At 58.2% G+C, this 24338-nt stretch carries 23 protein-coding genes; 20 read left to right on the forward strand and 3 right to left on the reverse strand.

Features of this window, described 5'->3' with window-relative positions; genetic code table 11:
• Positions 1-9 precede the first annotated feature (9 nt).
• Both QZ383_RS05450 and QZ383_RS05455 read left to right on the forward strand, forming a co-directional pair.
• The gene (locus QZ383_RS05450; protein ID WP_192113735.1) at positions 10-339 is read left to right on the forward strand and encodes a 4Fe-4S dicluster domain-containing protein; all 330 of its coding nucleotides are present in this window, start codon (positions 10-12) and stop codon (positions 337-339) included.
• An 87-nt stretch (positions 340-426) separates the two neighbouring features.
• A complete protein-coding gene (locus QZ383_RS05455) occupies positions 427-1122 on the forward strand; it encodes a Crp/Fnr family transcriptional regulator (protein ID WP_291443730.1) in 696 nt (231 codons plus the stop codon).
• Between the two features lie 366 nt (positions 1123-1488).
• Here the strand turns inward: QZ383_RS05455 and QZ383_RS05460 are convergent, their stop codons facing one another.
• Entirely contained in the window at positions 1489-2268 is a 780-nt protein-coding gene (locus tag QZ383_RS05460) for a hypothetical protein (protein WP_225530084.1), read from the reverse strand.
• Positions 2269-2331: 63 nt separating this feature from the next.
• Complete coding sequence (locus QZ383_RS05465) at positions 2332-3123, reverse strand: sirohydrochlorin cobaltochelatase (protein ID WP_291443732.1); 792 nt, start codon at positions 3121-3123, stop codon at positions 2332-2334.
• A gap of 196 nt (positions 3124-3319) precedes the next feature.
• Between QZ383_RS05465 and rfbD the strand changes: the two genes are divergently transcribed.
• The 7 genes from rfbD (at position 3320) to QZ383_RS05500 (ending at position 12599) form a co-directional block, all read left to right on the forward strand.
• A complete protein-coding gene (rfbD, locus tag QZ383_RS05470; RefSeq protein WP_291443734.1) occupies positions 3320-4207 on the forward strand; it encodes a dTDP-4-dehydrorhamnose reductase in 888 nt (295 codons plus the stop codon).
• A complete protein-coding gene (locus QZ383_RS05475) occupies positions 4204-5373 on the forward strand; it encodes a DUF3179 domain-containing protein (protein ID WP_291443735.1) in 1170 nt (389 codons plus the stop codon). Before rfbD ends, QZ383_RS05475 begins: the two co-directional genes overlap by 4 nt.
• A 66-nt stretch (positions 5374-5439) precedes the next feature.
• A complete protein-coding gene (locus tag QZ383_RS05480; RefSeq protein ID WP_291443736.1) occupies positions 5440-6234 on the forward strand; it encodes an HD domain-containing protein in 795 nt (264 codons plus the stop codon).
• Positions 6231-6752: a hypothetical protein gene (locus tag QZ383_RS05485; RefSeq protein ID WP_291443738.1), complete on the forward strand. Its 522-nt coding sequence runs from the start codon at positions 6231-6233 to the stop codon at positions 6750-6752. Before QZ383_RS05480 ends, QZ383_RS05485 begins: the two co-directional genes overlap by 4 nt.
• Positions 6753-6935: 183 nt before the next feature.
• On the forward strand, positions 6936-10424 hold the full coding sequence (gene dnaE / locus QZ383_RS05490) for a DNA polymerase III subunit alpha (RefSeq protein ID WP_291443740.1): 3489 nt from the start codon (positions 6936-6938) through the stop codon (positions 10422-10424).
• 6 nt (positions 10425-10430) lie between these two features.
• Positions 10431-11594 (forward strand): metallophosphoesterase, encoded by a 1164-nt coding sequence (locus QZ383_RS05495; protein WP_291443742.1) that lies wholly within the window; start codon positions 10431-10433, stop codon positions 11592-11594.
• Positions 11595-11768: 174 nt separating this feature from the next.
• Positions 11769-12599: a radical SAM protein gene (locus QZ383_RS05500; protein WP_291443744.1), complete on the forward strand. Its 831-nt coding sequence runs from the start codon at positions 11769-11771 to the stop codon at positions 12597-12599.
• 79 nt (positions 12600-12678) lie between these two features.
• Here QZ383_RS05500 and QZ383_RS05505 read toward each other — a convergent pair whose 3' ends face one another.
• The gene (locus QZ383_RS05505) at positions 12679-13737 is read right to left on the reverse strand and encodes a DUF1848 domain-containing protein (protein ID WP_291443745.1); all 1059 of its coding nucleotides are present in this window, start codon (positions 13735-13737) and stop codon (positions 12679-12681) included.
• Between the two features lie 154 nt (positions 13738-13891).
• On the opposite strand from QZ383_RS05505, the gene QZ383_RS05510 reads away from it, so the two are divergent.
• From QZ383_RS05510 to QZ383_RS05560, 11 genes are all read left to right on the forward strand, one after another.
• On the forward strand, positions 13892-14059 hold the full coding sequence (locus tag QZ383_RS05510; protein ID WP_022657287.1) for a hypothetical protein: 168 nt from the start codon (positions 13892-13894) through the stop codon (positions 14057-14059).
• A complete protein-coding gene (queD, locus tag QZ383_RS05515) occupies positions 14056-14469 on the forward strand; it encodes a 6-carboxytetrahydropterin synthase QueD (protein WP_291443747.1) in 414 nt (137 codons plus the stop codon). The genes QZ383_RS05510 and queD overlap by 4 nt, the downstream gene beginning before the upstream one ends.
• A gap of 78 nt (positions 14470-14547) precedes the next feature.
• On the forward strand, positions 14548-15417 hold the full coding sequence (locus QZ383_RS05520) for a WcbI family polysaccharide biosynthesis putative acetyltransferase (RefSeq protein WP_291443749.1): 870 nt from the start codon (positions 14548-14550) through the stop codon (positions 15415-15417).
• 333 nt (positions 15418-15750) lie between these two features.
• Positions 15751-16374, forward strand: a complete 624-nt coding sequence (locus QZ383_RS05525) for a flavodoxin family protein (protein WP_192113724.1) — start codon at positions 15751-15753, stop codon at positions 16372-16374.
• Between the two features lie 717 nt (positions 16375-17091).
• Positions 17092-18444 (forward strand): SLC13 family permease, encoded by a 1353-nt coding sequence (locus QZ383_RS05530; RefSeq protein WP_240824976.1) that lies wholly within the window; start codon positions 17092-17094, stop codon positions 18442-18444.
• 37 nt (positions 18445-18481) lie between these two features.
• Positions 18482-19327, forward strand: a complete 846-nt coding sequence (locus tag QZ383_RS05535; RefSeq protein WP_240824975.1) for a fumarate hydratase — start codon at positions 18482-18484, stop codon at positions 19325-19327.
• A gap of 9 nt (positions 19328-19336) precedes the next feature.
• Positions 19337-19900: a Fe-S-containing hydro-lyase gene (locus tag QZ383_RS05540; protein ID WP_240824974.1), complete on the forward strand. Its 564-nt coding sequence runs from the start codon at positions 19337-19339 to the stop codon at positions 19898-19900.
• 100 nt (positions 19901-20000) lie between these two features.
• Complete coding sequence (locus QZ383_RS05545; RefSeq protein WP_022657294.1) at positions 20001-20630, forward strand: fumarate reductase; 630 nt, start codon at positions 20001-20003, stop codon at positions 20628-20630.
• A gap of 9 nt (positions 20631-20639) precedes the next feature.
• A complete protein-coding gene (locus QZ383_RS05550; protein WP_291443752.1) occupies positions 20640-22496 on the forward strand; it encodes a fumarate reductase flavoprotein subunit in 1857 nt (618 codons plus the stop codon).
• A gap of 10 nt (positions 22497-22506) precedes the next feature.
• Positions 22507-23289 (forward strand): fumarate reductase iron-sulfur subunit, encoded by a 783-nt coding sequence (locus QZ383_RS05555; protein WP_192113719.1) that lies wholly within the window; start codon positions 22507-22509, stop codon positions 23287-23289.
• A 96-nt stretch (positions 23290-23385) separates the two neighbouring features.
• A complete protein-coding gene (locus QZ383_RS05560; RefSeq protein WP_291443754.1) occupies positions 23386-24072 on the forward strand; it encodes a CBS and ACT domain-containing protein in 687 nt (228 codons plus the stop codon).
• Positions 24073-24338 lie beyond the last annotated feature (266 nt).

Raw genomic sequence — 24338 nt, forward strand, 5'->3', positions numbered from 1 at the left:
AGAAAGACAATGCCGCCAAAAATCGACACGCACAAATGCAACGGCTGTAACGGGCGCGAAGAAACCCATTGCGAAGAAATCTGCCCCGGCGATCTCATGGCTTTGAACCCCGCCACGGGCAAGGCCTACTTGCGGGCCGCCCGCGACTGCTGGGACTGCATGTCCTGCATCAAGGCCTGCCCTGCGGGCGCGCTTGAAATCAAGATGCCCTACCAGTTGGGCTACTTCAAGGCCACGCTGCGCCCCATCATGGGCTCCAACTTCATTATCTGGAAGTGCCGCGACATCAACGGGCAGGAACAGACCTACCGCTATGTGAACAGGCTGGACAAGGCCTGATAGCGCAGAGTAGTATGAAAATAGTCGCCAGCGTCCTGCCATTCCTGCACGGCGGGACGCTGGCGCATCACACAGGGAAGGGCATTCATGGACACATTCTGGCATCTGGAAAAGGAAGACTTTTTCAAGGGCATTGACGATGCCAAAAGCGCCTTCTTAAAAAACGCCCAGCGCCTTGAGCTGTCCAAGAATGAGATGGTCTTTCTTGAAGGTGACGCGGGAGATTCCTGCTTTTATATAGAATCCGGCCTGATACGTATTTTCTGCATGGACCGCGCAGGCAAGGAAATGACCTTCTCCCTGCGCATGAAGGGCGAAATATTCGGCATTTCAGAAGTGCTGAACAATTCCCCGCGCAAGGCCAGCGCGCAGACGGCCAGCGCATCCGTGCTGTACGCCATCAACCGGCAGGATTTTGAAAGCATGCTTCAGGAGCATTATCCGCTGGCGCGCAGCGTCATTACCCTGCTTGGGCGCAGGCTGCGCCAGATGGGCGATCTGGTGCGCCGCCAGAACAGCGACGTTGCCAACCGGCTGGCAAGCCTGCTCATTTCTCTGGCCTACGAAACCCTGCGCACCACCGAAGGCTGGAACAAGCCCTGCGAAATCCCACTGAGCATTCCTCAGGAGCAACTGGCCTCCATGGTCGGCTCCACCCAGCCCACAGTCAGCGCAACCTTGCAGCAATTTCGCAATGCGGGGCTTATTGTTGGCTCGGGCAGACGCATTGTGCTGCTCAATCCCATTGAAATGATCTACCGCCTCGACCACAATCTGCTGTAGCCGCGCTACGTTATCCCGCGCCATCGCGTGACCGGGTGCGCTAGCAAGACGTCTTGCCCAGAACTCTGGCCCAGAACTCTGGCCCAGACAAAAAATTTGCCGCTGCCCCAATAATCTTGCAGCTTATAGTCTGCCCTGCCGGTAAATGGTAAATCAGAACAAGGGCTGCACCCAGTGTCTGCCGTGTGCCCGCCATGTGGCTGCCTGCGGCCCCCTCATTCCACTCCATTCCGATTCCTGCCCCTGCAACGGATTTTGCCGTCCGTTAAAGGTAAAAACAAAGCCCGCTCTTTCGAGCGGGCTTTGCGGCATTATACGTGCAGTTTCAAAAGGCCAAAGGCCGTCCGAATGTTTTGCGTCAGGCGGCTATTCCATGGCCTTGAGAATGCTGCTGGCAGAAACGGACGACAGCACGTTACCGTCAACAATCACGGCGGGCAGGGTCTTGATGCCAAAATACTGGGCAATCTGTTGGGCCTGATACAGGTTCACATTGCCCGCATTGTAGCAGTATTTGCCCACGGCCAGTTCCTCGGCGGGGTTCACCGGGGGCCGCAACTTGCTCATGTAGCTGTAGTGGATGGGGAAGTCAGTGGATTCCGCCGTGGCGTCATATTCATTGTTAAAGGCCACAACGTGTCCTTTTTTCTTTTGGGCAGCCTTGATCTCGTTCCAGCGCGAAAGCGCGTAGGTCATGTAGGCCATGCCCTGACCGGGGCGGGAGTAAGAAATCCAGATGCCCATGCCCATGAGGTCGGTTCCGTAGTATTCCTTGCTGTTGGCAAAAACAGCCACCTTGCACTGCTGGGGCGAAACCGAGCGGCTGGCCTCAGCCACGGCATGCCAGACCTTCTCGCTCTGCGGCGAGGCAAAATCAAGCAGCACCAGAACTTCGTGAGGTGCCTTGGGCTCGCCGAAAAATACGGGATATATCTCGTTTTTCCACTGGGGCCGATAGGCAGCCTCGCCCTCGATGGACGTAACGCGCCCGCCCATTTTTTGCAGCATGGCCTGGCTCTCTGCATCGTTCGTGCGCAGGTTGGGCAAGGTAGTACGCAAGTAGGGGTTAAAGGCATTAGCCTTGGCGTTCTGCACGCCAGCTGCAAGGTTTACTTTTTCTTTGGGGCCGGTATCACCCGTTCCCATAGCGCCGCACCCCCCCAACAACAAACCTGAAACCAGTATAGCCGCCAAAAATCCGCGCATACGTCACCTCTTCTCCCAGCCAGCAGCAAGGGATTGCACGGCATCCTCAAGATGCCGCAGCCATATTTCAGCCACATCGGCGTATTCCGCCGTCCCCATGAGCACGGGCAGGCATTGGTGCCCTTGGGCCTCAATGCGACTGCGCCAACTGTGCCCGTTCTCGCCCGCCATGTCCTCCAGAGCATGGCGGCCCACAACCGACAAAAGCGGCATAAGCCATACCCGGCGTGAAGCGAGATTGGGCAAAATACTTTCAAGCGTCACAGCGCCGTTCATGGCCCCCACATGCACGCGGCTGTCAAGCTCGTGCACGGCGCTGGCCAGATCCACATAACGGGCAACAGCCTCGTGTTCCGCGCCGTGCCCCATAAAGACCACGTCTTCATCCGCGCTGCGCTCTGCGGGCAAATGTCGCACCAGCGCCCGCGCTGTCGCGCGCACATCGTCCGCTGTGGCGAGCAGGGGCGCGCCAACCCGGCAGAGCAGATGCTCGTGTTCGGCGGCCTCTTTAACCATGGCGCGCACATCACCATGCTCCTGACCGGGTATGGTCTGCAAGGGCTGCACCGCCACGGCCTCGAACCGCTCAAGCCCAAGACGGCAGACCGCCTTGAACACGGAATCACTCTTCTGGCGGGCCTGCGCCATGCGCTCGCGCAAGAGCAGCGAAGTATAGGCCCAGCGTACCGGAATACCGGGATAACGCTGGCGCACAAGGGCGTCAAATCCCTTGAGGGCGTTCTGCCCCTGCGGGCTGCTTGCGCCAAAGGCTACCAGAAGAATAGCGTGTCTCATGGGGGTGTTTTGTACGTCACTTGCGCCCTTGAAGCAAGGACGGCGCTTGCGGCAGGCAATGCCCAAGCGGCTTCGTATGAAATTGATGTTGACCTGTCTGTATTGTATTGACCCGGGCATCAATGCGGGGATAATGTGCCGGAGAATGGCCTGGATACCGCCAGCACAGCGCTGGAGGGCAAACCTTGGGGGTCGCATGGCAAAAGCTCTGGTACTTGGGGGGGCAACTGGCCTTCTGGGCCAGGCCCTGACGCGAGTGCTTAAAGCCCGCGAGTGGGAAGTCGCAACACTGGGCCGTGAAAACGGCAATCTGCTGGACATGGCGTTTCTGCAAGCTGCCATTGCAGAGGCGCAGGCGGATGTGGTGTTCAACACTGTGGCCTGGACAGCTGTTGATGATGCCGAAGACCACAAGGACGAAGCCTGCCAGCTCAACCGCGCCCTGCCCGCCTCCATTGCGCGCTGTATCAAGGCGCAAGGGGCCGGATTTCTTGTGCAGTTCAGCACGGACTTCATTTTTTCCGGTGCAGGCGAAACCGCGTGGAAAGAAACAGATACGCCCCAACCGGCATCTGTATACGCCAGCACCAAGCTTGAAGGCGAAAAGGCCGTTCTGGAAACACTGCCTGACCGCTCGTGCGTCATACGCACGGCATGGCTTTTTGGCCCAGGTCGCAAAAATTTTGTGGATACCATCCTCGCAGCCTGCCAGCGCCGCGACTCCATCAACGTGGTGCATGACCAGACAGGCTCGCCCACCTATACGCTTGATCTGGCGCACTGGAGCATCGCTCTGGCGGAAAAAAGGGCCACTGGTATCTGGCATGCGGTGAACGGCGGGCAGGCAAGCTGGTGTGATCTGGCTTGCGAGGCTGTTTCTCTGGCCGGTGCCCCGTGCCGGGTTGTGCCCATTGATTCGGCGGAATGGCCTCAAAAAGCTCGCCGACCTGTGTTTTCCGTGCTGGACAACAGCAAGCTGGCCGCCTTTCTTGGCAAGTCTCCTCGCCCGTGGCCCCAGGCCCTGCGAGATTATGTTTTCAGCGATTACCTGCCCGCGCACACCAGCAAAGGTGGGACGCAGTGACAATCCCAGGCCCTTGCCCTGCGCGGATTCCAGCCAACCTGCCCACGTGGCGGGCGCTTTGCCTGATCACGGCGGCCCTCACGCTCTTCACGCTGGCCGCCCTCTGGAATGCCAATGACACTCAGGCCAGGCCACGCAGCTTGCAGGAGCTTGCCGCCATCAACGGCAAACTGATTGAAACAGGCGTCAAATACGGCTCTATCCCTTCCCTGTACCGTCCGCGCTATGACCGCATTCAGGATGCAAACCTGAGCCTCAGCGATGACGAGGTGGTGTTCATCGCCATGTTGCAAGGGGGCCCGCGCGTCTACCCGCAGCGCATCATGGTCTGGCATCAGATTGTCAACGAGATCGTCGACGACAAGGCCTATGCCATCACCTACTGCCCCACCACCGGCACCTTCATGGCCTACGATTCTTCCATGGGGGGCCTGAACCTTATTTTTGACACGGAAGGCCGCCTCTACGACGGCAACAGCGTTCTGATTGACCGCAATTCAGGCAGTCTCTGGCTTCAGGAAACAGGCATGGCCTTTGACGGCCCCCTGCTGGGCCGAGGGCTCCCCATGGTGCCCGTATACTGGACAACCTGGGGCGCGGCAAAGCGCACCTTTCCGCATGCCGTGGTGCTTGCCAAGCCTAACGGCAACAAGCCCTACGGACGCGACCCCTACGGCAACTACCTGCGCAAGGGAACCTACTACGATAACGACAGGCTCATTTATCCCGTGGAGCGTATGGACAAACGTTTTGCCCGCAAAACGCCCATGCTGTGCATTGAGTATGAGGGATACCTGTTGGCTATCGACATCGGCTATGTGCGCAAAAAAGGGGCCGTGAATTTTTTTGTGGGGCCCAATGCCCTGCTGGCCGTCTATGACAGGGGCCTTGAGGTTGTGCGTATTTTTAACCGCCAGATATGGGCCGAGCCATTCCTGTTCATAGCCCAGAACGGCAAACTCTTGGATCTGACCACGCGCAGTCAGTGGGATACTGCCACGGGCGTGGCGCTTGACGGCAACATGAAGGGCGCATCCATGCCGCAGTTTTACGGCGCGTATTCTATGTGGTTTGCCTGGTACAGCATGAATCCGGAAACTCTGGTCATTCCCGGCCCAGGCGAAGTGCCGGAAAAGCTGCTCTCGCCAGCCCCTCCGGGGGAATAACTCCATAGCCGCGTGGCCCGGTCAGGCAATTTGCATTGCGCAAAGCCAGAGCGTATTTGATTACCCATGAACTGCACTGCCACAGCATCCGCCGACATATCCCTGCATCTGGCGTGGTTTACTGCATATGCCGCCGCCAAAACAGCCATGGAACAGGGCGATGCCTCGCCCATGGATCTCAAACTCCGGCACTCCCTTGAAGTGCTGGAAAATGCCCGGCATACCGTTGAAGGCGAAGGCTTTGCCCCCCAGACCGCGCGTGCCTGCCTGTTGGCCGCCCTGTACCATGACGTGGCCCGCTTTGAGCAGTACCTGCGCTATCACACGTTCAGGGACAGAGAATCGTGCAATCACGGGCAGATGGGCGTGCGGATTCTGAAGGCCGAGCGCCGCCTCGTCAACGAAAGCCCGCAAACGCGCAAGCTGGTCATGGCGGCTGTGGGCATGCACAACCGTTTTGCCTTGCCCAAGGGGACGCCGGAGAACATCGCTCTGGTCACCAATGTGGTGCGCGATGCGGACAAGCTGGACATTCTGCGGGTCATGGACGAGCACTTGAGCGGCCCAACCCCTTATAATCCCACGGTAGTGCTGCAACAGCCGGACGACCCCACCATCGCCAGCGAGGCGGTTCTCAAAGCCGTTCGCGAAAAACGCGTGGCAGCCTATGTTGATCTGCGCTGCGTCAATGATTTTCGCCTGCTGCTGGGAACATGGTTTTTTGATCTGCACTTTGCTTCGAGCCGCCGTAAATTCATTGCGGACGGGCATGCGCAAAATCTGCTGCGTCGCATGCCGGACGGCGTTCCGCAGGCCGGAGCCCGCGACTTTCTGCTGCATATTCTGGAGAACGCGCAGTGACGCATCCCAGCGACATATCTCCAGTATCTGGGGCTACGGCAGCCAGTCTTGATGCTTTGCCAGCCTGCCCTGCATTTTTTCCGCAGGCGGCACTGGCGCGGCGAGTGCCGTGGCCGGATGCGTACGCGCATGCCCCGCTCAACCCAGATGTGCTGACATTGCGAAGCGCCAGCCCTGCGCCCCTGGCCTGTGTGCGCATGGCTTTTGCGTTGTTTTATCTGCCTGCGGCGCAGGCAGAAGCCCTGCTACGGCTCGCGCTTGAAAGCGCTGAAGTAGTCCTTGTGGCTGATTTCAAGCTGGCGGAACGCAACCTTGAGCTGCCCGCAACGCTGGCGGGGCGCTGCCTCATGGCGCTGGCGAAAGCACGCAAAACAGCAGCGGCAGACGGGGCACTGCAAACAAGTTTTATTCAGAGGGGCGGCATTGAGGGGCTTGTGCACCAATGCAATGCGCTGGTGCATGAGCGTCGCCCCATTTTTGCCGGTGCTGCGGCCTTGCTGCATTTACAACGCGCCTGAGGTCTTGAACCTCCTCACGCGGCCCCTCGCGTCCAAGCCCGCATTTCTGACCTCATGACCCCGCCTTGAAGGCCCACCCGGCCTGTGCTATAAGCTGCTCTGGCGCTGCCGCACCCTGTGCAGGCGCTCGCCTGTCAGGCCTTTGCGCCGGTAACGCCCGCCTTTTCCGCTTCTGGAGTTTTCATGTCAGATTTTGTCCATCTTCATTGCCATACCGAATACAGCCTGCTTGACGGCGCCATCCGCATCAAGGATCTGTGCGCCCGCGCCAAGGATTTCGGCATGCCCGCCTGCGCCATTACCGACCACGGCAACCTCTTTGGCGCGGCCTATTTTTATCAGGGTTGCAAGGATTACGGCGTCAAACCCATCTTTGGGTGCGAGGTTTACGTCTGCCACGACCACAAGGATAAAAGCACGGAGTCGCCCCTGGCGCGCCGCCGCAACCACCTGATTTTGCTGGCCCAGAACACCACGGGCTATCACAATCTGGTCAAGCTGGTCACACAGGGCTACCTTGAGGGTTTTTATTACAAACCCCGCGTGGATAAACCCCTGCTGCGCAAGTATTCCGAGGGCCTCGTCTGCCTTTCTGCCTGCATTGCGGGCGAAATCCCCCGCGCCATTCTTGCGGACGACATGGACAAGGCCCTGAGCCTCACGCGGGAATACGCCGATATCTACCCCGACCGTTTTTATCTTGAGTTGCAGTCCAACGGCCTGCCGGAGCAGACCAAGGCCAACAACGCCCTGCTGGAACTGGCGGAAACCACGGGCGTGCCGCTGGTTGCCACCAACGACTGCCACTACCTCACCGCTGACGATGCCGAAGCCCACGAAGTGCTGCTCTGCATTCAGACGCAGACCACCATGGACGACCCAAAGCGCATGCGCTTTGGCACCCATGAGCTATACTACAAATCCATCGAAGAGATGGAAAAACCCTTTGCCCATGTGCCCGAAGCCCTGGCCAACACCATGCGCATTGCCGAGCAGTGCAATGTGGAGCTGGACTTCGGTCACCACTATTTCCCGGTGTACAAGCTGCCGGAAGGGGCCAGCCTTGATTCCGAATTTCGGCGGCTGGCAGAAGAAGGGCTGGAAAAACGGCTGGAAAAACACCCCGACAGAGACACTATTGACGTCCAGCTCTATCGGGACCGCCTGCAGTACGAACTGCGAGTTATCCTTGAAATGGGTTTTCCCGGTTACTTCCTCATCGTGCAGGAATTCATCAACTGGGCAAAGAACCACAATGTTCCCGTGGGGCCGGGGCGCGGTTCCGCCGCCGGTTCGCTGGTGGCGTGGGCTCTGCGCATCACCAACCTTGATCCCATCCCCTACAATCTGCTGTTTGAACGCTTTCTGAACAACGAACGCGTCTCCCTGCCCGATATCGACGTGGACTTTTGCGAACGCCGCCGCGTCGAGGTCATCAAGCACATGGTGGAAACCTACGGCGAAGGCTCGGTGGCGCAGATCACCACCTTCGGCACCATGAAGGCCAAGGGCGTTGTGCGCGACGTGGGCCGCGCCCTGGGCATGAGCTTTGCGGAAACTGACCGCATCGCCAAACTGGTGCCCGCCGACCTCAAGATGACCATCAAAAAGGCGCTGGAGGCAGAGCCGGAGCTGGAAAACATTTACCACTCCGACCCCAAGGTCAAACACCTGCTGGACACGGCCCGCCGCCTTGAAGGTCTGGCCCGCCACGCATCCACCCACGCCGCCGGGCTTGTGGTTTCAGACAAGCCCATGGAGGAATACCTCCCCCTGTATCAGGGCAAACGCGGCGAACTTGTGACCCAGTTTGACGGCCCCATGACGGAAAAAGCCGGGCTGGTGAAGTTCGACTTTCTTGGCCTCAAAACCATGACCCTGATTCAGGACACCCTGGACAACATCACCCTTCAGGGCCATGAACCGCCAGATCTCGACAACCTGCCGCTTACGGATACGGAAACCTACGAGCTTTACGCCCGTGGCGACACGGACGGCGTTTTTCAGGTGGAAAGTTCGGGCATGCGGCAGTACCTGCGCATGCTCAAGCCCTCGTGCTTTGAAGACGTCATAGCCATGCTGGCCCTGTACCGCCCCGGCCCGCTCGGTTCGGGCATGGTGGACGAATTCATCAAGCGCAAGCACGGGCAGGTACCCGTGGTCTATCCGCACCAGTCGCTTACAGAATGCCTGCGCGATACCTACGGCGTCATCGTCTATCAGGAACAGGTCATGCAGATCGCCCAGATCATCGCCAGCTATACGCTTGGCGGGGCCGATCTGCTGCGCCGCGCCATGGGCAAAAAGAAAGCCGAAGCCATGGCCAAGGAACGCGTCAACTTTGTCACCGGCGCGGAAAAGAACAACATCGACAAGGACAAGGCCAACGAAATTTTCGACTTGATGGAAAAGTTCGCCGAATACGGCTTCAACAAGTCGCACTCCGCCGCCTATGCCCTTATTTCGTACTACACGGCCTTTCTCAAGGTTCACTACAAGGTCGAGTTCATGGCCGCCCTGCTCACCTCGGAAATGGGCAATCAGGACAAGCTGCTCAAGTATGTCTCGTGCTGCAAGGACATGGACATCAATGTGGTGCAGGCCTCGGTAAACCAGAGCCAGCGCGAATTTACGGCCCACGACGGGCAGGTGGTCTTTGGCCTTGGCGGCATCAAGAACGTGGGCGATGAAGCCATACGTGAAATTGTGGAAGCCAGGGCCGAAGGCGGCGACTTTGCCTCGCTGTTCGATATGTGCTGCCGGGTAAACCTGCGCAAGGTTACCAAGCGCGTGCTTGAATCGCTCGTCAAGGGCGGCGCATGCGACTGCTTTGGCGTACCCCGCGCCGCCATGCTGGCGGCCATTGAAATTGTGGTTGCCCGCGCGCAAAAAAAGGCCAAGGACAAAACATCCAATCAGGTCTCGCTGCTCTCCATGGCTCCTGTGGTGGAAAGCGCGCCCCAGCCCGGCATCGGGCTTGACTGCCCAGAAGCCTTGCTGCCAGAAATGGCGGATGACGACAAACTGCGGGCAGAAAAAGAAGCTCTGGGCTTCTTTTTGACCAGCCATCCCCTCCAGCCATTCATACGCGAGATCCGCCGCCTGGGACTCACCACGCTGGAAGACGCACGCGAACTGTTCCCCGGCGCGGAAATCCGCTGCGCCGCGCTGGTTGTCAGCGTGAAGGAAGTGCTGACAAAATCCAAGGGCGAACGCATGGCCTTTGTGGGCATTGAAGACCTCACCGGTCACGCCGAAGTGACGTTTTTCCCACGCACGTACGCCGAATGCCGCGATCTTTTGCGCTCAGAGCAGCCCATCTGCCTGGTGGCACGACTCGACAGCCAGACCGACAACGGCGACAACGGCGATATGGATGAAGAAGCTGACGAAGGCCCGCGCGAAATCAAACTGCTGGGCCAGACCGTCCGCTCGCTGGCCGATGCCTGCGGCCAGAGCGACACCCCTATATGCGTGCAGATACCGCAACACCGCCTTGGGCGCGAAGACATGCTGGCCCTGCGCAATCTTCTGGAAAAATTCCCCGGCCCGGTGGAAGCGCATGCCCAGATTTTTCTTGATGGACACGTGTGCATTCTGCACCTCGACAACACTCTGAAAGTACGCCCCGGGCCGGATCTGGATAAAGCTCTTGCTGCCTGGGCTTCATAAAACCATATGTTCCGATTTTTTCTGGTAACAGGCATAGGCCTGGCCGTTATCAACGGCTGGATATCCTGGTGGCTGTGGCGCGCACTTTCCGGCACGGGCTGGTTGCGCATCGCGCTCTGCATCCTTGTGCTCGTCCTCGGCGCGGCCTTTCCCCTGCTCTACAAGGGGCATGGCGACAGCCTTGCCCATGTGTGGGCTCTGCGGGCCGGGGCATTCTGGATGGGCGTGGCCTTCTACGCCTTCACGCTTGTGCTGCTTGCCGACATCTGGGGGCTTGGCGCACGTATCTTTGGCGCGCTGCCGCCCACAGCACCGCGCTGGGGCGCAGTACTGCTGGTCATGGGCCTGCCTCTGCTGCTGGGCGTGGGCAGCTGGTTCAACGCGGCCTTTCCCGCGCTGCGGCACTACGACATCACTGTCCGCACGCAAGGCCCTGTGCCGGCTGCATACGCAGAAAAACCACTGAAGCTGGGCGTCATTACCGACATGCATCTGGGCCGCCTCCTCACCGCAGGACGGCTTGGAAGAGCCGTAGAACTGCTGGCCCCTGAGCAGCCTGACGCAATCCTCTATGTTGGCGACATCATTGACGACCACATAAAACTGGATGCGGAAGCCACCGCCGCAGCCCTGGCCGTTGCCCAACCGCGCCTTGGGCATTGGGCCGTGCCGGGCAACCACGAGTATATCTCTGGTTCCATTGATAAAAGTCTGGATTTTCTGCGCACTGTGGGTATGCACGTGCTGCGCGACCAGTGGGCCGTGGTGGACAACAGCTTTGTGCTCGCTGGCAGGGACGATATGAGCAAGCCCGGTTTTACCGGCATTCAGCGGGGCAGTATGGATGAGATTTTGGCCGACCTGCCCGATCAGTACCGCAGCCTGCCTCTTGTGGTTATGGATCACCAGCCCGCCGCCCTTGACGAAGCCCGCAATGCGGGCGCTGCGCTCATGCTGTCCGGGCACACGCACAACGGGCAACTCTGGCCCTTTAACTTTGTGACGGAACTGAGATACGAAAACCCGCTGGGCTTGCTGACAAAAGGCAACTTCCACTCTATCGTCAGCGCGGGCACCGGCACCTGGGGGCCGCCCCTGCGTACCACAGGCCGCGCCGAGGTTTTGCTGGTTACGGTGCATTTTGTTTCTGCGGACAATACCGCTCCATAGCTATCGCCACGGGATGATCGACGCCCCGGACATCATGTTCCGGAAGGAGGCCGCGTGTTATTCTGCTCCAGGTTTGTTCGGGAACTTGTGTTTGAAGAAAGGGCCTTGCAACCCTGCTGTAATACGCACAATATCGTTGTACCGAGTTTTTCTTTTGCAGGTGGCGCGGTGGATATGGAGGCATATACCCGCCATATCGCCAGCGTTGCGCAGGAAGTGCAGAAGCAGAATCCCCAGGTATGTGCGGGCTGCCCCGATCTTGTTCCCCTTTCGCATTCTGTCTGTGTGCCCAAGCTGCGATTTGCCGTTCTTTCCCTGAATCACCACAGACACATCTGCAACTGCCGCTGCGTCTACTGCGACCTGTGGAAGCCTGGGCAGCACCCGCGCCCCATTGCCATTCTCCCTGCCATACAGAGCCTGTATGAGCAGGACGCACTGGAAAAAAACTGCGCCGTAAGCTGGGGCGGGGGAGAATCCACCCTGTTGCCCGATTTTGAAGCCACAGGCCGCTGGCTGCGCGAGCATGACTACTTTCAGTACGTGCATACCAATGCGTTGCGACATTCTGCCTGGATTGACGAAATGCTTTCCACCGGCGGCGGCAAAATCAACATCAGTCTTGATTCCGGCAATGCCGCAGCCTATGCCCGAGTTAAGGGCGGCGACTGGTGGAATGACGTGATGGCTTCGATGGAAAAATATTTTGTTGCAGCAATCACGCCAGAACAAATTGATATCAAATACATAATTTTTGAAGAAAATAACAAGATCGCCGACATTGAGCAGTTTTTCCAGATCTGCCGCCGCTTCGGCATAGTGAATGTACAGTTGTCCTTCAATTTTCTGGAAGTAAATGCTGGCGCGGTCAGTGAGCATTCCATTACCGCAGCCGCGTATTTTATGCACCGGGCGCAGGAACTGGCTCTTGCTTGCGAGCTGTTTTTTGTGGATGCACCGTTGCGTGAACGCATTGACCGGGCACGCAGCAAATTTTTTCAGTAGCCCGCGCAGGCTCTGCGCCCCGCGCAAAATCAGCCCGATGAATCAGGCAGATGAATCAGACCCAGTATCAGGCAGGTCGTCAGGCTGTCCTCTCCGGCTCTGCAAAAATGCTCTCCCCCTCCGGGTCGTGCCGCCGGAAATTCCGGGCCGCAACGGCGGGCGAGGTATTGGCGTAGCAGTACACGCAGCCGTGGGGGCAAGTGTCGTACTGGCCCACATCCTTGCAGGGTACGCACAGGCACACGGAACGCTGGCCTGTGTCGCGCGGGTACTCATGCAGTGTGCTGGCAAGGTTTGCGCCTGAAGACAGTTCTAGGGGCAGGCCCAGTTGCCGCTGCGGCGCAATGCCGAAGAGACGCAGCATGTCCGGGTGCCTGTTGGTGAGCTTGAGGATAAGTTCCGGGTCGGTGCAGCGGTTATGGCTGATGCCCCATGCCGAGTAGTCGCCCTTTTCACCACAGGTGCAGGGTTCCGCGCCCATTTCCGCAGCAAGAGCGGCCACCCCCGCTGCCACGGCCTGCATTTCCGCCTGCGTAAAATCACGCCAGGCAAGGCCCGCCCGGCGCAGATTTTCCCGCACCTTGCGGTAGTCGGCGATGTCGGCAAAACTGAACACCAGCTTGCGGGTACAGCCTTTCAGGGCTTTGCCGATGCGGGCCATTTTGTCCAGCAGCACCTGGCAACCGTCAGGATTTTGCGCCAGTTTCCCGGCCAGCATCAGGGGGTCAAAGCGCCACACCACCCGTTCCGGCCCTGCCGCATCGGCAAAACGACGGAAGATGTCTATGCGTTGGGCAAGCGGTGGCAGATTGGGTTCCCAACTTTCAGCCTCATAATCGTTGAGCGTAAATTCCAGGTACCAGGCGAGGCCCCGCGCCTCCACCTCCGGCAGCAAGGGCAGCAAAGGCCGCGGATTTTTGCTCCAGAACACGACAACCCGCGTGTTGGCAAAGGACACAAACTGGGGCCGCCCGTTGAAAGGGTTGATCCAGCGGGCATATCCCGCGCGCAGCCTGTTGACAAACCAGGGCGCGTAAAAGGCCGGAATATCCGTTGCCCGGCTGGCCGCAATGATCTCCGGTGCAACGGCATTTGCCTGCCCCGATGCGGTGGTTATCTGTACTGTACGCCACTTCATGCCCAAAGTGTTTCAGGGCTGCGCGGCTTCGTCAACAGCACGGGGCATGCGGCCTGCCTGAAACCATCGCTCTGACGTGCATTTTGACTTATCCGGCGCAATTGTTATGCTTAAGGGCAAGCACAATCAATAACCTGTAACAAACTGGAAATTCATGTCTTTCTTTTCCTGGATGCAAAGCCTCTTCACGCCGCCCTCCACTGGCGACCCTGATCTGGATGATCCACATCCAGGCTTTGAATGGAACCAGAACGCCCGTATCATGCTGGCGATCATTGTTGTCATTATTTCGGCCTTCGTGGTCTACTGGATACTGTCATGACAAAGGGCGCTTTCTGGCGGCTGACCGTGCGGGACGATTTCTCTGCTGGTCATGCCTTGCGGCATTACGAGGGCAAGTGCGAACGCATGCACGGCCACAATTTTGCGGTGGAACTGACCGTGCAGGGGCAGCGCCTGACCCCGGACACTGAAATGCTGCTTGATTTTAAAACGCTCAAGAGCGGGCTCAAAACAGTGCTTGACGCGCTTGACCACCGCCTGCTCAACGAAACGCCGCCCTTTGACGTCATGAATCCTTCTTCAGAAAATCTTGCCCGGCATATCTGGCAGGGCATGGCAGAACTGCTGGCAACACACGACGATCCACAGGCCCGGCAAGTGCGGCTTTACAGCGTCACAGTGTCTGAAAAAGCCGCGCAAAGCGCCACCTATATGGAAGTGGACGACTGATTCAGGGACGCGAATGGGGATGAACGTTGGCGCACCCCACGAATACGCCCCATCACACCCAAGACAGACGGAACCAGCATGACCAAGGCTCTGTGTCTTCTGCACGCCAACTGCCAGGGCGATGCCCTGCGGCCCCTGCTGGAAAACACCCCGGCCTTTGCCAGCCGGTTTTATATCCGCCAGTATGTGAATTACACGCGGCAGAGTATTGCAGACAGCGATATCGAACGCTGCGAGCTTTTTCTCTATCAGCGCCTTGCACCCAAGTGGGGCGACCTTTCCACAGAACAGATGCTGCCGCGCCTGCCGCAGCATTGCCAGACCATTGAGATTCCCAACCTCTTTTTCAAGGGTTACTGGCCCTTCTGGTCCCGCGATGAACGCATCAACTTTGCCGACAGCCTGCTGGAAACGCTGCTGCAAAAGGTCACGCCACAAGAGGCGCTGACCCTCTATCTGCGCGGCGCAGCCTCGCTGCTGGGCGATGCGGACGCGCTCAACGCGCAGGCTGGGGAATCGCTTGCGCGTGAGGAAGCCAAGGAGGCCGATGCCCCCATACGTTGCGCACCGCTGCTGCGCGAGCGCTGGCGTGACGAACAGATGTTCATCACGGTCAACCACCCAGGCCGCGAACTGCTGTTCCACATGGCAGACAGCCTGCTGCATCTGTTGGGCCTTGGTGCCCTGCCCCCCTCCACACGCGGGGCATATGTTCACCCGCTTGAAGATTTCTGGCTGCCCATCCATCCTGCGGTGGGGAGCGCGCTGCGTCTGCCCTTTGCCAGCGCGGACAAACGCTGGCCCATCTTCCACTCCCTGCTCACGCACAGGGAGTATACCCTGTGCTACATGGCCTGCCGCGCAAACAATGTGCCGGACTTTCTGACCTTTCTGAAAAACCTCTCGCCGGATGCCCTGCGACTGGCCGCAAAAGATATGACAGGCTGATTTGGACTTGCAGATATGGTCTCTTTAAAAGCCCAGGCTTGAGAAGGGTCAGCGAACAGGCGGCACACCCAAAGAGCCAAGGCGGCAAGCTCCCGCGTGGCTTGCGCACGCAAAAGGCATTGCGTACTGTTGGCGAGTTCAAGAAGTTACAGACAAAATTACGCACAGGCTTGCAAGCACATTCGCCGAGCCTGCGCAGCCCGGCATCTGCTGGCCTGACGCGCCCCAAGCGTCAACATCTGGCTGGCTTTACCAACAAAAACATACAGGGGCACTGGCCTCGACGCTTGCTCACAGCAAGGGCGGACACTTTGCACCCGGAAGGAGATTTTCATGAAGGTACTCATGCTCAACGGCAGCCCGCATCCCAAGGGCTGTACCTTTACCGCGCTGTCCACGGTTGCGGCGCAGCTGGAAAAAAATGGAGTTGAAACGCAGATGCTCCAGTTGGGCACAAAACCCATCCAGTGCTGTATTGGCTGCGGCAAGTGCAAGGATACCGGGCATTGCGTGTTCAATGCCGACCACGTTAACGAGGCCATTGACCTGCTGCGCGAGGCAGACGGCTTTGTTGTGGGTTCTCCTGTTTACTACGCCGGGCCCAACGGCGGCGTATGTTCCTTTCTTGACCGCATGTTCTATGGCAAGTCCCTCCACTATGCCTTCAAGCCCGCCGCCGCTGTGGTGAGCTGCCGTCGTGGCGGGGCCAGCGCATCCTTTGACCGGCTGAACAAGTACTTTACCATTGCGCGCATGCCCGTTGTTTCTTCCCAGTACTGGAACGCCGTGCACGGCAATACGCCGGAGCAGGTAATGCAGGACAAGGAAGGCTTGCAGATCATGCGCACCCTTGGCGACAACATGGCGTGGCTGCTCAAGTGCATTGCCGCTGGCAAGGCCGCTGGCGTGGCAACCCCGACCCCGGAGCCGTGGGATCCCACCAACTTTATTCGCTAGAATCAGGCACTGTGTGAGATACCGTGCAGATATTCTTGCAATATCTGCACGTTTACGGGGCAAAAGCACAACCACAGTAACAAACAGATACCAATGATCAGGGCTGTCCGAAATATTTTCGGACAGCCTTTTTTTATTTCCTGCCTGCCCATTCTACATATCCCTGCTTTATACACCAGCATATCCGGTCAAAATGACCATCGCGCATAAGCCTTCTGTGCAGCCTGATGGAACTTCTCACACGCGTGAAACAGTGGCTGTTTCAGTCTCAATGTCTCCGACAAGGCTGATAAAGTTTTATCAGCGCATTCGTGCTTTATCTCTTGGTCTATATACAGATTCGTTTGCACTGAATATCTTTCTTGCACAAAAAAGCATACCTGTATTGAAAATTAGGATATAACTTTTATACAAAAATACAATAAATGAAGATCAAATAACTACAATATTTATGATCGATGAATATTCATACCGCATAACATGCGTGTTTGTGATTTTTATTACATACAACTTAATATAAAAAAATTATCCAGCTTTCACGCTGCATACGTTGAATAAATCATGAAGATTGATCAACCATTCAGCATAATATTGTTGCCACGATTTTTCATATCTGGCATTGTTTCTGGTATCCATTTATTTTCCCTGCCATTGTATACCAAAACGCGAAAAGACGAGCAGGGACGCCGTAAATTTCATGATGCAGGAGGTTGGCGGATGAAAAGACCAGCTCTATGGGCGTTTATGCTGCTTGCGATTGTTCTTTTTGCCGGACATGAGGCCTTTGCAGCTTCCAGTCTTGGCATCAAGCTACCAGAAGACCCCACCAAGGCATACATCACCCTGGGCATCCTGCTGGTTGCAGCAGTGATGTTTTTTACGGAAATTGTCCCCCTGCCCATCACGGCCCTGCTTGTGCCGGTGGCTCTTTCGCTCACAAATGTGGTTTCGTCCAAGGTTGCTTTTGGCTACTTTGGCGACCCCACCGTTGTGCTCTTCATGGCCATGTTCATTGTGGGCGAAGCCACGTTTATTACCGGCTTTGCAGACAAGGTAGGCGGCCTTGCCGTCAAGCTTTCCAAAGGCAATCCGGTTAAACTGATCGTATACACCATGGCGGCTATTGGCCTGCTCTCAACCGTGCTTTCAAACACCGGCACCACAGTTGTGGCCGTGCCCATGGTGCTTGGCATGTGCATGAAGGCCAAGCTTGCCCCCGGCAAGGTGCTTATGCCCGTTGCCTTTGCCTCGTCACTGGGCGGCACGGTAACCCTTGTGGGCACGCCGCCCAACGGCATTATAAACTCCATGCTGGCCCAGACAGGGCAAAGCCCCTTTGGCTTTTTTGAATTCGGCCTTATCGGCATGCCTCTGCTGGTTGTGGGCTTGCTTTACTATGCCATTGCGGGCCACAAATTGCTGCCCGAAAGAATGCAACTCGATGGCGAAGACGACATTGAAGTTGATGCCAAGGTACGCCGCGACAACAAAATGTGGCATTCCGTGCTGATCTTCGCCTTTGTGGTCGCCATGATGGCCAGCGAAGTCATGCCCCTGACCACCGCCGCCGTTCTGGGCGCCTGCCTCATGGTCATTACAGGTTGCATGACCATGCGTGAAGCCTTCCGCAGCGTTGACTGGACAACAATTTTTCTGTTCGCGGGCATGCTTTCCATGTCGGCCGCCATGGACAAGTCCGGCGCAGCCGCCATTGTGGCTAACGCCGTGGTGAGCACGGTCAATGACCCGTGGATGCTCATGTTTGTGTGCTGCGCCCTCACAGCCGCCATCACCAACTTCATGTCCAATACCGCCACTGCGGCCCTGATGGCTCCGCTGGCTCTGCCCATCGCCATGGCCAGCGGCATTTCGCCCCTGCCCATCGCCATGGGCATTGCCATGTCGGCCTCGTGCTGCTTCCTGACACCCATTGCCACCCCGCCCAACACCATCGTGCTCGGCCCCGGCAGATACAGCTTCATGGATTACGTCAAGGCTGGCTGGCCTTTGCAGTTAATTTCGCTCATTATGTGCTGGCTGCTTATCCCGCTGATCTGGCCTTTCCATTGATAGGCCAGCAGCAGTCGTACTTATTAAAGAGGAAGACATGAAGGAAATCAATGTTGAGGACATAGCGCGCGCCGTTGCCGACCTTGCAGTGCGGGCCTGCTGCCGCCTGCCGCAGGATATGGTGGATGGCATGCATAAGGCGCATGAGGCGGAACCCTCGCCCGTGGGCAAAAACATTCTTGAACAACTGCTGGAAAATGCGGCAATCGCGGCCAGCGATGGCATCCCCATTTGTCAGGATACCGGCCTTGCCGTCATTTTTGCCGATGTGGGGCAGGATGTGCGCATTGTGGGCGGCGCATTTGAAGACGCCGTCAATGAGGGCGTGCGCCGGGGCTATGTGGACGGGTACCTGCGCAAATCCTGTGTGGCGGAGCCATTGTTTGAACGCAAAAATACGCGCGACAACACTCCTGCCGTCATCCACACCCGTCTTGTGCCAGGAGACTCTCTGCGCCTGCGCCTGGCCCCCAAGGGGGCAGGTTCTGAAAACAAGAGCGTGGTCAAAATGCTTGTGCCCGCTGACGGTATTGAAGGCGTGCGTAAGGTGGTGCTGGATGCCGTGCTGGCAGCAGGGCCTAACTCCTGTCCGCCCATGGTGGTGGGCGTTGGCCTTGGCGGCACCATGGAAATGGCCGCCATTTGCGCCAAGCGCGCCGCCGCCCGCGACCTTGAAAGCCGCAACCATGATCCGCGCTACGCGGCCTTTGAAGAAGAACTGCTTGAGCTTATCAACAAGACCGGCATTGGCCCTCAGGGCCTTGGCGGGCTGACTACGGCGCTGAAAGTGCATGTGGAATGGGCGCCCACCCACATTGCCTCCCTGCCTGTGGCAGTGAACATCAACTGCCACGCGGCGCGCCACGCCGAAGTTACGCTGTAGGAGGCCCCCATGTCGGAAAACCAGATGAAAAAAATACGCGCTCCTTTTGACGAAGCCACCGCGCGTTCACTGCGCGCGGGCGACCGGGTACTGATTTCGGGCACCATTCTTGCCGCGCGCGATGCGGCCCACAAACGTCTTGTAGAGACTCTGGACAGGGGCGAACCCCTGCCCGTGGATCTGAAGGGCGCAGTGGTCTATTACGTGGGGCCAAGCCCGGCCAAACCCGGCGAAGTGATCGGCGCTGCCGGGCCAACGACTTCGGGGCGTATGGATGCCTACACCCCCCGCCTGCTTGATCAAGGGCTGAAAGGCATGATTGGCAAGGGCTACCGCAAGCCCGAAGTGGTGGAAGCCATGAAAAAACATGGTGTGCCATACCTTGCCGCCGTGGGCGGTGCAGGCGCCCTGATCGCCCGCAGCATCAAAAAATACACGGTGCTGGCCTACGAAGACCTTGGGCCCGAAGCCGTGGCCGCCATGGAAGTGGAAGATTTTCCCGCCATTGTGGTCATCGACAGCACGGGCGACAACTACTACGAGACAGGGCAGGCTCCATACAGACGATCCTGACTTGCAGCCGCCCCTGTGCATGCCAAATGCTGAGTGATTAGAATTGGCGCAGTTTGTCGCGCCGTATTGTAATGCCTGATATCTTTATGAAGGAGTAGGTATGGCCTTGAGCAGATCCCCTGTCGATGACCGAACCCGCCTTGATTTCTGGCAAGCGGCTTCTGGCGCGGTGCTGGCGCTTTTTGTGTGCGTGCATCTTGTGCTGGAAGGAACAGTCGTCCTTAGCCCCGCACTGACCAACGGCATCGCATGGTTGCTTGAAGTCACCATGCTCGCGCAGGTGGCGGCTCCCGTCATCATGCTGCTGATCCTGTTCCACTTTTACATTGCGGCCCGCAAAATGCCCTTTCGCGCCAATGAGCTTGGCGTGTTTGTGCAGCACAGCAAGGGCCTCAAGGAAGTGGATACGTGGCTGTGGCTGGTGCAGGTTTTTACAGCCATCGTTATTCTGGCTGGCGCTTTCTACCACATTTACAGCGTCATGACAGACCTGCCCATCAATGTGGCGGGTAGCGCCAAGCGCCTGCACTCGGGCTGGCTGGCCTTCTACGTGTTCTTTTTGCCTTGCGTCATTCTGCATACGGGCATTGGCGTGTACCGCCTGGCCGTCAAGTTCGGCGTGTGCGTCAAGGCCACGCGCCCGGCGTGGCGCAAGTGGACCTGGATTGTCATGGGCTGTTATCTTCTGCTCGGCGCGGCGGCTCTGACCCGCGTGTGGTTCTTGGGATAGGGGGTGCGTATGCGAGTTTTTGAAAGCGATGTTCTTTGCATAGGCGCCGGCCTGGCCGGGGAACGCGTTGCCGTGGAAGCGGCTCAGGCGGGTTTCAGCGTTATCTGTCTTTCACTGGTGCCCCCCAAGCGGTCGCACTCATCAGCCGCCATGGGCGGCATGCAGGCGGCGCTGGGCAACTCCATCATGGGCGAGGGCGACTGCCCCGAGGTGCACTTCAATGATACGGTCAAGGGTTCCGACTGGGGCTGTGACCAGGAAGTGGCCCGCCTGTTTGCCGAGACAGGCCCCATCGCCATGCGCGAGATGGCCTGGATGGGCGTGCCCTGGAGCCGCGTTGTCCCCGGTGAGCACACTTACTACAAAGGCGGCAAGCCTTTTCAGGCAACGGAAAAAAAGGAAAACGAGGGGCTGATCCACTCCCGCGCCTTTGGCGGCACGGCCAAATGGCGCACCTGCTATACCTCTGACGGCACAGGGCACGCAGTGCTGTTCACCCTTGATAACCGCCTGCTGCAACTGGGCGTTGACGTGCATGACCGCATGCAGGCCGAGGCCCTGATCCACGATGGACAGCGCTGCATGGGCTGCGTTGCCCGCGATCTGCGCACCGGTGAACTGGTGGGCTATTTCGCCAAGGGCACCCTTATCGCCACGGGCGGGTATGGCCGCATTTACCGCGCCACCACCAATGCCATCATCTGTGACGGCGGCGGTCAGATCACGGCCCTCGAAACGGGCGTTGTGCCGCTGGGCAATATGGAAGCCGTGCAGTTTCACCCCACAGGCACCGTGCCCACGGACATTCTGGTCACAGAAGGTTGCCGCGGCGACGGCGGCACCCTGCTGGACGTGAATGAATACCGCTTTATGCCCGATTACGAGCCGGAAAAGGCGGAGCTTGCCTCGCGCGACGTGGTGTCGCGCCGCATGACCGAGCACATGCGCAAGGGCCTTGGCGTACAAAGCCCCTATGGCGAGCACCTGTGGCTGGATATCCGCCATCTGGGCGAAAAGCACATCACCACAAACCTGCGCGAAGTGTACGACATCTCAACGCACTTCCTGGGCGTAAACCCCATCCATCAGCTTATTCCTGTGCGGCCCACCCACCACTACAGTATGGGCGGCGTGCGCATCAACAAGGACGGCCACGCCTACGGCCTTGAAGGACTTTTCTCCGCTGGCGAAGCAGCCTGCTGGGACATGCACGGCTTCAACCGCCTTGGCGGCAACTCGCTGGCCGAAACAATTGTTTCTGGCCGCATTGTTGGCGCAAAACTGGTGGAATTCCTCAAAGGTTACGAAACCGTGTTCTCCACTCAGGCAATGACGGAGGCCGCCACCAAGGTCAAGGGGCGCATCGCTGCCCTGCTGCGCGGTACCGGCGACGACTGCTACACCCTGCGCAACGCCATGCAGGACATCATGATGGAACATGTGGGTATTTTCCGTAACGGCAAGGATCTGGAAGCAGGCGTTGCCAAGTTGCAGGAACTGCTGGAGCGCACCAAGAACATGCGGCTTGCCAGCGGCAACATCCCCGGCCCCAACGCCGAGCTTTCCATGGCCCTGCGCGTGCCGGGCATGCTCAAGCTGGCCCTGTGCACGGCCTACGGCGCGCTGATGCGCACAGAAAGCCGTGGCGCGCACGCCCGCGAAGATTACCCCGAGCGCAACGACAAGGAATGGCTCAACCGCACCCTGGCCTACTGGAAGGAAGGCGACACCCTGCCCACCCTCAAGTACGAACCGGCAACGCCGTTCTATATTCTGCCCCCCGGCGACCGTGGATACGGCGGCGGCAAGATCATAACCGCCGACATCAGCCCGGAAAAAATCGTACCGTACGCACAACAGGGGTAAGGAGAGCCATATGGGACGCAATCTGACGTTTGAAATATTCCGTTACAATCCGCTGGATCCGCTCTCGCATCCCCATATGCAGACATTCCAGCTTGAAGAACACAACAGCATGACGCTGTTTATCGCGCTGAACATGATCCGCGAAACTCAGGACGCCTCCTTGCAGTTTGACTTTTGTTGCCGCGCTGGCATCTGCGGTTCGTGCGGCATGGTCATCAACGGGCGGCCCGGTCTTGCCTGCCATACGCAGACAAGCGACCTGCCAAGCCACATTACCCTGCATCCCCTGCCGGTGTTCAAGCTTTTGGGCGACCTCTCGGTGGATACGGGCACATGGTTTCGTAATGTGGGAGCCAAGATCGAATCGTGGATACACACCACCAAGGAGTTTGACCCCAAGGCGCAGGAAGAGCGCATGGACAACGAACTGGCCACCCAGATATTCGAACTTGACCGCTGCATTGAATGCGGCTGCTGCGTGGCGGCCTGCGGCACGGCCCGCATGCGCGAAGACTTTATCGGCGCAACGGCCATCAACCGCATGGCGCGCTTTTATATCGACCCGCGCGACAACCGCACCCCTGCGGACTACTATGAACTGATCGGCGACGACAGCGGCGTATTCGGCTGCATGGGGCTGCTGGCCTGCGACAACGTCTGCCCCAAGCAACTGCCGCTTCAGGATCAACTGGGCATCATGCGCCGCATGGTGACCATGGAATCTGTACGAGGTATTTTACCGGAATTTATCCGTAACAAATTGCAGGGCTGTGGATGCGGCTGTTCCAAATAACAACGCTTGCCTCATGGAATGGGCTGGCGTAGCCCGCCCATTCCATTTCCACCAGACGGGAGGGGCAACCCTCGCACTACCCTCAGGGAGGATGCCATGCTGATACTCGACTGGATGCAATCCAAGGTAATTTCCATTCCGCCGACCGCAACCCTGCTTCAATGCCGGAAGCTGTTCAAGGAACACAAAATAAACCGCCTTCCCGTGGTTGATGCCAGCAATATCGTGGTCGGGCTCATCTCGTCCTCCGATGTCCGCAGTTTTGCTCCCAATAAATCCACGGGGCTGGAAATCATTGAGCTTCTGGAAATCATGAGCGAAACCAAGGTCAGGGATGTCATGGTGGTCGACCCGGTAACCATCACGTACAGAAGCACCATTGAGCAGGCTGCCAAAAGGATGATCGACAGGCACGTTGCCTGCCTGCCCGTGGTGAACGACGAGGAAAAACTGGTGGGCATCATCACTGGCTGGGACGTGTTCAAAGCCTTGCTCGACATGAGCGGCGCGGAACAACCCGGCGTTGAGGTGGGCTTTGTGGTGCCCAATCAGCCCGGCACCCTGCGCGAACTGCTCGACAGACTCAAGGCGCACGGCATGAGCATTATTTCCGTGCTTTCGTCGGCCTCAGGCAATGGCATGCGTCAGGTCAAGATACGTTTCAGAGGCCCCGATGCCATGTCGCAAAATGTGGCGCTTGAGCAGTTCCGCGACCATCCCGGCCTGCGTTACTGGGCCCGCGAGGACGAATTCTACCTTAAATCCAACGTTAATCTGGGCTAAGCAGAACCCTGCCTGGTCCACGGTGCGCTGGCTGCGGGGCAGGCCCCGTGATCACACTGTAAAAGGCCGCCACGGCTGTGTGTCGTGGCGGTTTTTTCTTATCCGCACCGGCATATTTCCAAGTAGATGCCTTGGCTTCCTTTCTGCAATACGATATACAAAACGGCATTCCATGTTGCAGGGAGGGGACATTCCCGCACAGGGCAAAGGCCTTGCCCGTCCAGCACCGGCGCATTCACTTTCGGACAGCCGGATCCCGTCTTATC

The organism is Desulfovibrio sp., assembly GCF_019422935.1.
Lineage (GTDB): Bacteria > Desulfobacterota > Desulfovibrionia > Desulfovibrionales > Desulfovibrionaceae > Desulfovibrio.